Here is a 7492-nt window from a genome sequence, read left to right on the forward strand (position 1 = left end):
GATGCAATCCGTCTTGTCAAAATCCTCCAGCAGGACCGTTCCTTTGCCGACACCGATCGAACGCGGCAGACCGACGCTCGTCGCCTCGTGGCACATGTTGGAGCAATCGGGAAAATTATTCGTGCCATATTCCCGAACAAAGAGCTGATAGAGGAATGCGGCCTCGTTCGAGGTCCGGCCAGAGGTGTAGAACTCCGCCATATTCGGATCTGGCAGCGCGCTCAAATGGCGGCCGATGGTCGCGAAGGCCTCGTCCCAGCTCACCGGCAGATAATGGTCCGAGATTGTATCGTAAGCCATCGGATGGGTCAGGCGCCCGACCATCTCCAACTCGTAGTCGCCCCAGCCCGACAATTCACTGACACTGTGTGCCGCGAAAAATTCCGGCGCGCAACGCTTGGCGGTCGCCTCCCACGCCACCGCCTTGGCGCCGTTTTCGCAGAACTCAAACGACGAAGTATGCTTCGGGTCCGGCCAGGCGCAACCGGGACAGTCGAACCCTTGCGGCTGGTTCATGCAGCTCAGTGTTTCCGCGCCCTTGACCGCGACACCCTGCTGAAGCAGGTGCTCGCTCACGGCTTTGAGTGCCCCCCATCCGCCGGCCGGGTGATGATAGGGACGAATGGCTTTTTGATCAGACATTGAAAACACCTTTGCGGACAGGGACCATCGTCTCGAACTAGGTAAGCCTGTTCGACAACGTCTTTCGAGAACGACCTCAGCCTTTCCGGATCGCACCATCCGACGAATGCCCTTCGCGCTTGGCACGACACGTCGCAGTGCATTCCTGAAAAACACCTCGCCATTTGGGGAAGCGAACCGAGAGGGCCTCGCCTAGTTTCCCGGCGAGGACGCCCGCACTGATCGGTTAAGTTCCGACGGGCCCCGCTCAACCTTCAGGGAGTGCAACCATGATCTCGCGACGAGATGTGTTGACAGCGTCAGCTGTCGGCGCCGCGATCGAGCGCGGTCCATTTTCGTTTTCTTGATGCTCGACGGACTCGTGAACTGAAATATCGCCCACGGCGTCCTCATCGCGTCGATTGCTTTGACGCGCTTCTGACAGCGGCCGCAAAAGCAGCGGGCACCTGCGCAATGGCATGAACGACGACGAGCAGGCTTCGCTATTGCAGGAGAGAAGCGCCCCGGCCTGCGTCCAAAGGAAAGGACGCCATCGCTTCGACCCGATCACGCCGCGATCATTCCATTTTCCGAGAAGATGAGCCGATCAGGATGCGTGAATACCTCGTAACCGTCCTCCCGAGCGACGGCAATGAGCGTGATCCCTGCCTTCTCGGCCGTTTCGATCGCGAGCGTCGTCGGAGCCGAAATGGCAATCAGTACAGGCACGCCGATCATTGCCGTCTTCTGCACCAATTCCACGGAGACGCGGCTCGTAAGAAGGATCGCGCCAGTCGAGCAAGCTATATTGTGGCGCGCGAGCGCACCGGCAAGCTTGTCGAGCGCATTATGGCGGCCAACGTCCTCTCTGACCGGGCCAATGCCAATCGTCGGATCCCAAAACGCGGCTGCATGCATCGATCGAGTCTTCCGATTGAAGCTTTGCAACGGCGCCAGCCCGCGCATGGCGTTGAGCAAGTCGCGCGCGCGGAACATCGTGCCGTTCGCCACCTGCGGCGGCGCGGGGCAAGCCTGTTCGAGGCTTTCGATGCCGCAGAGCCCGCAGCCAATCGGCCCAAGGATTGCACGTCGCCGAACCAAAAAGAACCTCGTCCGCTTTTGGTCGAGCCACATTCTGATTTCAATGCCCAGATCCGTCTCGACCAGTTCGATACTGAGGATCTCGTCGACCTTTTCCACAAGACCCTCCGTAAGGGCGAAGCCGACACCGAAATCGCTGAGATCGGCGGGTGTTGCCATCATCACCGCATGCGACGATCCGTTGTAGCTCAAAGCGATGGCCTTCTCCTCGGCCACCGGCCTCGACGATAGCGTGGGCCTTCCTCCGCTCCAAACGAGCTTCATCACTTCGTTGAATGCGCAACTGGTGATCATAGCGACAGCTCCAACCCGCAAATCTGATCTAACACGGCTTTTTGGCAACTTCTTCCTCATAACGGGCGCACCTTGCTGGTTTGCACGATACGAGCAGCAGAGAGACTTTCTGCAATTCATGGATCCGAGCACCCCGCGCTCAAACCTACGTATCGCTTTCCGATGCCTTTTGTTGTCCGATCTTTACCTCGGTGCAATTGAGCCGGCAGTTCCGATCACCTTAGTCTATCCCATATGCGATGGCCGATTGGAGGCCGCGATCCCAGCGAACCCGGACCCGCGCAACCCAATCAGCACAACGCTGGGCCGGCATCGGGTGTCGCCCCACGCGCGGATCGACGTTGGCAAGGCAAGTCAACTGCCTTGTCATCGTGGCCAGAAACGCCTCTCAGGCTCTGCGCACGGCCTCTCACCCGGTGGCTTACACTCGAAATGCCGCTTCACGTGTCTGCGAAGCGCGACCGCCGCGACGCTACTCATCCATTTCCCAAAGGAGACGCTGATGACGATCAATCAGAACAAGCGAGTTCACAATAGCTCGACAAAGCGCTGTGCCATCTGCGGCCGGCAATTTGGCCTTATCCGCTATCACGTCAGCCGAACGGCTCTCTGCTCAAACAAATGCGTGGATCGATTCAAGGCACGGCGCGAGAGTGATCGTAACTGGCTGCTGCAATGCCTGTCTGCGTGACACTGCCGCGGATGCGGAGACTTCCGCCGCGCCGTGACAATCGTGACGGCAGACCGATCGGGTGCCATCTGCGCCTTCGACCGCTTCATGCTGGAGGTGATCTCATGAGATTTGTATTGGTACGTGGCAGAACGCCGTTTTCGCAAATTCGTTGTGCTTACTGCAATCGGCCGATTTCGGCGGGCTATCTACGAGATACCGGCACACGGCTCTACTACTGTGACCTTGACTGCTACGCCCTGGCACGATCTGACAGCCTTGGCGTCGGCATCTTCGCACACACCGGATTCGCGAACGGCTGAACGCCGCGTCGAGTTTGCCTCCACTATTCGGAGGGGGACGCCCCTTTCCATATTCGCAACAGATGCTGAATTCGAGCGACAGACCAAAGCGCGGATGTCTGCACACGCGCCGATGGCTACTGGAGGTTCAGCCGAATTTGCGCTGCGGCGAGAAAAGGCGGCGGATCATCTTGATGGTCCGCCGTCAGTTTGGCACCCGTCCAGGGCAAACAACTGGGCACCCGGGGAGAGACCGCAAACTAGATGAGACTGGGTCGGACTGTCTTTTCGATCCGCACGTAGTTCATCCAAAACGACTGACGTAGGCCGCGGCTGATGAATGGCGCAAATCGGCGCTGCCGGCCCATCGATTCCACGGCTGAAAGCTGGCTGATCTGGAACGCCTCTATCGCATTTGCCAAATCGTCCCGGCCCGGGGCACGCGAGCCATCAGGCGTCGCCGCGCCCCTTGCCCGTGCCGTGTCTCGCCAGGGCCCGCTCGACGCATTCGAGCAATTGCGTTTCGTCGAAAGGTTTGGCCAAGAAGCCGATCGCGCCGGCCCTCATCGCCTGGTCCCGAATCCGATCCTCGGGAAATGCCGTCATGAACATGACCGGCGTGGTGTTGCCCTGAGCAATCAGTTCCTCTTGCAGCTTGAGGCCGCTCATGCCCGGCATCTCGACATCGGCAATGAGACAGCAGGTGTCGCTCAATCGCGGTGATAGCAAGAACTCCCGCGCTGACGCAAACACATAGGCCGCAAATCCCATTGACCTCAACAACCGCGCCGTCGCAATGCGCTGCGAAGCGTCATCATCAACAATCGAGATTATCGGGATATCCAAGCGGCCACCTTTTCGAATGCGGACCTGATAACGGTCTCGCCCCGATATGGTGCCGCCTCTCACGTGAAATAACACGCGTCCAACGAGTCGGGAACTATACTTAGGTTGCTTTACTGAAGAGCCCGACGATGCATCGCGCTGGTCGATTCCACCAAGCCCGGCGGGGGATGGATTTGAGCAGACGTAACCCCCTACCGCTTAGGGTCAGCGCTGCGACCCGACGTCACGCCGAGCGCTTCTGCCATTCTGACCAGGTCAGCGACCGATCTCGCGCCCATTTTCTTCATGAGGTGACTGCGATGCACCTTCACGGTAATCTCGCTAAGCTCGAATTTGGCTGCGATCTGCTTGCTCATCAACCCGCTCGCGACGAAGGCCATGATTTCTCGTTCGCGAGGGGTAAGCAATTGGAAATGCGCCTTGAGTTCGGTGACCATATGCTCATGCTCGCGCCGCCTCTCATCACGCTGGATCGCAGCTGCGACGGCATCAAGCAGGTCCTGGTCGCGAAACGGCTTGGAAAGGAAGTCGACGGCGCCTGCCTTCATGGCCCGCACCGTCATGGGAATGTCGCCGTGGCCGGTGATGAACACGATGGGAATTCGGATGTCCGCTTTTGCCAACTCGGCCTGGAAATCGAGACCGCTCAATCCCGGAAGACGAACATCGAGTACGAGGCAGCCCGGTACGTCAGGGCGCTCGCTGTGCAGGAATTCGTGTGCCGAAGCGAACACTTCGGCCCGCAACTGCACCGAAGAGAAAAGTCTCGCCAGCGCACGACGCGTCGATTCATCGTCATCCACGACGAAAACGATGCATCGGTCTTTGCCGTCAACCGCCTTCACTGAAGAATCGCGCTGAGTCACGCCACCCTCTCATACATCTTCGCCGCACCGCCCAGTGGCGAACCATTGAGAGCAGCCGGTTCTAAGGCCGAGGCAATCGCCGTTCCGGCCTGAATCGGCTTCTACGTTGCTGAACGAGCTCAATACACCTGCCACGACCCGCAACCGGAGACTGGTCCTGATCGGAGCGCACAAGTGAAGCTGTTCCAGCGGGCTATCCGGGCACCGATCGCGCATGGAACCACATTTTAGCCCAAAAGGCACGACGCGCAAACCCCAGAATACCGATTTCGATGCGATGAGGACGCAGGCTGCCAGCAGCTGCGCCCCCATGCACGGCTGAGCGATTGCAAACAGCCCGCGCGGAGCGCGCGATGAGGAAGGCCGGGGGATAGAGTCAACCGCGTGGATGTTGGCGGCCCTTCCTACTCTGCAAAGCGCGCGATGCGGGATCGTAGGACCGATAATGCCGCACGCGGGAAGCGTCGACGGAAGCGGGAATCCCGCTCTCCCTCGCAGCATAGGCCATGGCCGCGGGCGGCTCCGAGGCAAACTTGGCTGCTGGTGTAGGAGCGCCACCGTTCAGAACGTCGAGATAGGGATGGTAGAAGGCGAACATGCCCGGCTCCTGTATGGCGGCTTGCGCGAATACTGGGGTCGCTGTCATGGCCGACAGCAGCGCGGCAGCAGCGACAATCTTGAGTGAAGTCACGTTGATTTCTCCTTGATCAAAGCTGGCGAGAAGTCGCGGCGTGCAGAACTGACCACGCTCCCGTGAGCAGCGTGCGCTTCCGAGACTTGACTTTTCGCGTTTTTCGCGCGTCCGAAGGTTCGGACCGGTCGATCTGGATTTAATACGGCAGCGCTTCCGCCCCACTAAATTGCGCGTCACGAAAATCACGTCGTGATGAGAAAGATGATTCGAGATTCGTCCGGATTGGCTGGCACAGCCGACTATCCGGAAATGGTGGGCAAACCAGCACCCGTCGACGCTCTGGATCGGGTCGTGTGAAACGACATTCGATCACATTCGCTTAACGACAAAAACCGAAACCTTCGTATGACTGATCAATCCATTCGACGGAGCGAGATTTACCTCCGTACAATTCATTCTCGGACTTCGACCGTCTAAGTCGGTCTTTGCGAGGCGCGAATACTCCATTGCGAAATGCTGGGAGCACGACCGCGTACCCTCGAGATCCTAGATGGAGACGGCCAATGAGATGCATTTCATTCTTGCTGGGAACATTCCTGATTGCATTGACCTGCAACGCGGCGCTTGCCCAATCATGTGCCGGCGGTCAGAAGCCCGCGCCGGCGGCTATGGCCGAACAATTGGCACTCCCATTGTGCGGCTTCGCGGCAACCGAATCGTGGGGTCCAAATGGATGTCAATGGTGTGATGCACGGAACATGCATCCTGGCCCTTTCGGCGCCTATGCCATGCCTCAGAGTGAGCCCAGTCGCTTTCGTAAAGCATCGGAGTTCAACTGAACGACGATTTCTCACCGACGGAGCTCATCGTGCTCGTTGGTCTCATTGCTATTGGGGTAGTGGCCAGCCTGCTTGGAAAGAGTCATTACGATCTGCGAGCGGCACGGCAGCACGATGAGCGCCTGTCCGGAAGGCGTTCTCTCCAATGCTCCATCGCACGGCTGGCTACTGCAAGGTGACGCCCCTTCGTACTGAAGCAGCGCCTTTGTTTAGGCGTGAACGACATCACAACCAAATTGTAAATATCACAGACTGCGCCTTCCAATGTCACCATGCCGTGTGCCAAGCCCATGACGGGGGCTCATTCCGACCCAACTCCTGATGGGGTCCAATCGCTTCCCGCGGACTGCCATCGCGCCAAACCTGTACCACTTCACTGTTGGGTCAAATCGCTGGGGTCGTGGCGGATCACGCAACGAATAAAATCGAATTTAGTGGCGCCCGCGTGTGCCGACCCTAGATCAGGGTCATGCGCATCGGCGATCACTCGTCAACTTGATCGCGTGTTTGGTCCTCTCCTTGCGGAGCGATCGGTTGATGCGGCCTCATTGACGGCATGCCGATGCGAGTGCATCGGAGCCATGGCTTGGGAGAACAGACAGATGGACGCTCAAAGAAGGTATCGGCGCGGTGACCTGATGCCCGCCGTTGTAACCGCAATTGTCGCTGTGGTGTGTGCAGCTGCTATCTCCTTCACTGGCTTCGGCCCAGGGAGCGGTTCCATCGGGAATGGCAACGCGAAGTTGATCACGGCCGCGGCCGTGGCGAGAGCGGGCGCAATAGAGATTCCGCCGGCCCTGCCGACCACGCGGCCGGCAATCTGACGCTGCGGCCGGACTATTCCATTCGCAACAAGGAGTTTGCGTCATGAAACTGCGTTCAGTTCTTTGCGTCGTCCTCGGCATCGGCCTTTCAACGACGGCCGCGTTTGGCCGCGGCGGCATGGGATCGCACCATATGTCGATGTCTGGCGGCGCCTTCGGCACCACCGCCGCCGCGCCCGGCACCAACTCTCTGGGCACAGCACTCTCGTCATCCGGTACGGGCGCTGGCCCCATGAAGGGGCCACTGCTTGGAACCAATCCCGCTATCGACAGCGAGGAAGCGAAGGTCGACAAAATGATAGACTCGATCTGCCGAGGCTGTTGAAAGGCCCTCAGTGCGGTCGGCTCCTTCGGCGTCAAGCCGCGGCCCATGAGCGGCGAGACGGGAGACGATCCAATGCGTCAAGTTCGCTTGGGAGCGAGAGGATTCTTCAGCCTGATTGTGCAGTCCGAGCATCTCGCAAATCAATTCAAGGATGCGATGCTGCCGCAGGT

Annotated in this window: 6 protein-coding genes; 1 reads left to right on the top strand and 5 read right to left on the bottom strand. The window is 59.0% G+C overall.

Going from position 1 to position 7492, the window contains the following annotated elements:
- The 5 genes from WCB02_RS36160 to WCB02_RS36180 form a co-directional block, all read right to left on the bottom strand.
- On the bottom strand, positions 1-642 hold a 642-nt coding region (locus WCB02_RS36160), incomplete at its 3' end, for a molybdopterin-dependent oxidoreductase (protein WP_423966394.1).
- Between the two features lie 546 nt (positions 643-1188).
- Positions 1189-2016 carry a formate dehydrogenase accessory sulfurtransferase FdhD gene (fdhD, locus tag WCB02_RS36165; protein WP_423966382.1) on the bottom strand — a complete coding sequence of 276 codons (828 nt, stop codon included), beginning with the start codon at positions 2014-2016 and terminating at the stop codon, positions 1189-1191.
- 1422 nt (positions 2017-3438) lie between these two features.
- On the bottom strand, positions 3439-3897 hold the full coding sequence (locus tag WCB02_RS36170; RefSeq protein WP_423966384.1) for a response regulator transcription factor: 459 nt from the start codon (positions 3895-3897) through the stop codon (positions 3439-3441).
- Between the two features lie 128 nt (positions 3898-4025).
- Complete coding sequence (locus WCB02_RS36175) at positions 4026-4700, bottom strand: response regulator transcription factor (protein ID WP_423966387.1); 675 nt, start codon at positions 4698-4700, stop codon at positions 4026-4028.
- Positions 4701-5076: 376 nt separating this feature from the next.
- Positions 5077-5391, bottom strand: coding sequence for a hypothetical protein (locus WCB02_RS36180; RefSeq protein ID WP_423966390.1), 315 nt, complete (start codon positions 5389-5391; stop codon positions 5077-5079).
- Between the two features lie 1649 nt (positions 5392-7040).
- On the opposite strand from WCB02_RS36180, the gene WCB02_RS36185 reads away from it, so the two are divergent.
- Positions 7041-7322 (top strand): hypothetical protein, encoded by a 282-nt coding sequence (locus tag WCB02_RS36185; RefSeq protein ID WP_423966392.1) that lies wholly within the window; start codon positions 7041-7043, stop codon positions 7320-7322.
- Positions 7323-7492: the final 170 nt, after the last annotated feature.

This window comes from Bradyrhizobium sp., from assembly GCF_049581145.1.
GTDB lineage: Bacteria > Pseudomonadota > Alphaproteobacteria > Rhizobiales > Xanthobacteraceae > Bradyrhizobium.

What these genes read in the sequence shown, in the direction of transcription:
- fdhD (WP_423966382.1), bottom strand. Translation starts at nt 2,016, where the DNA reads ATGATCACCAGTTGCGCATTCAACGAAGTGATGAAGCTCGTTTGGAGC.
- WCB02_RS36185 (WP_423966392.1), top strand. Translation starts at nt 7,041, where the DNA reads ATGAAACTGCGTTCAGTTCTTTGCGTCGTCCTCGGCATCGGCCTTTCA.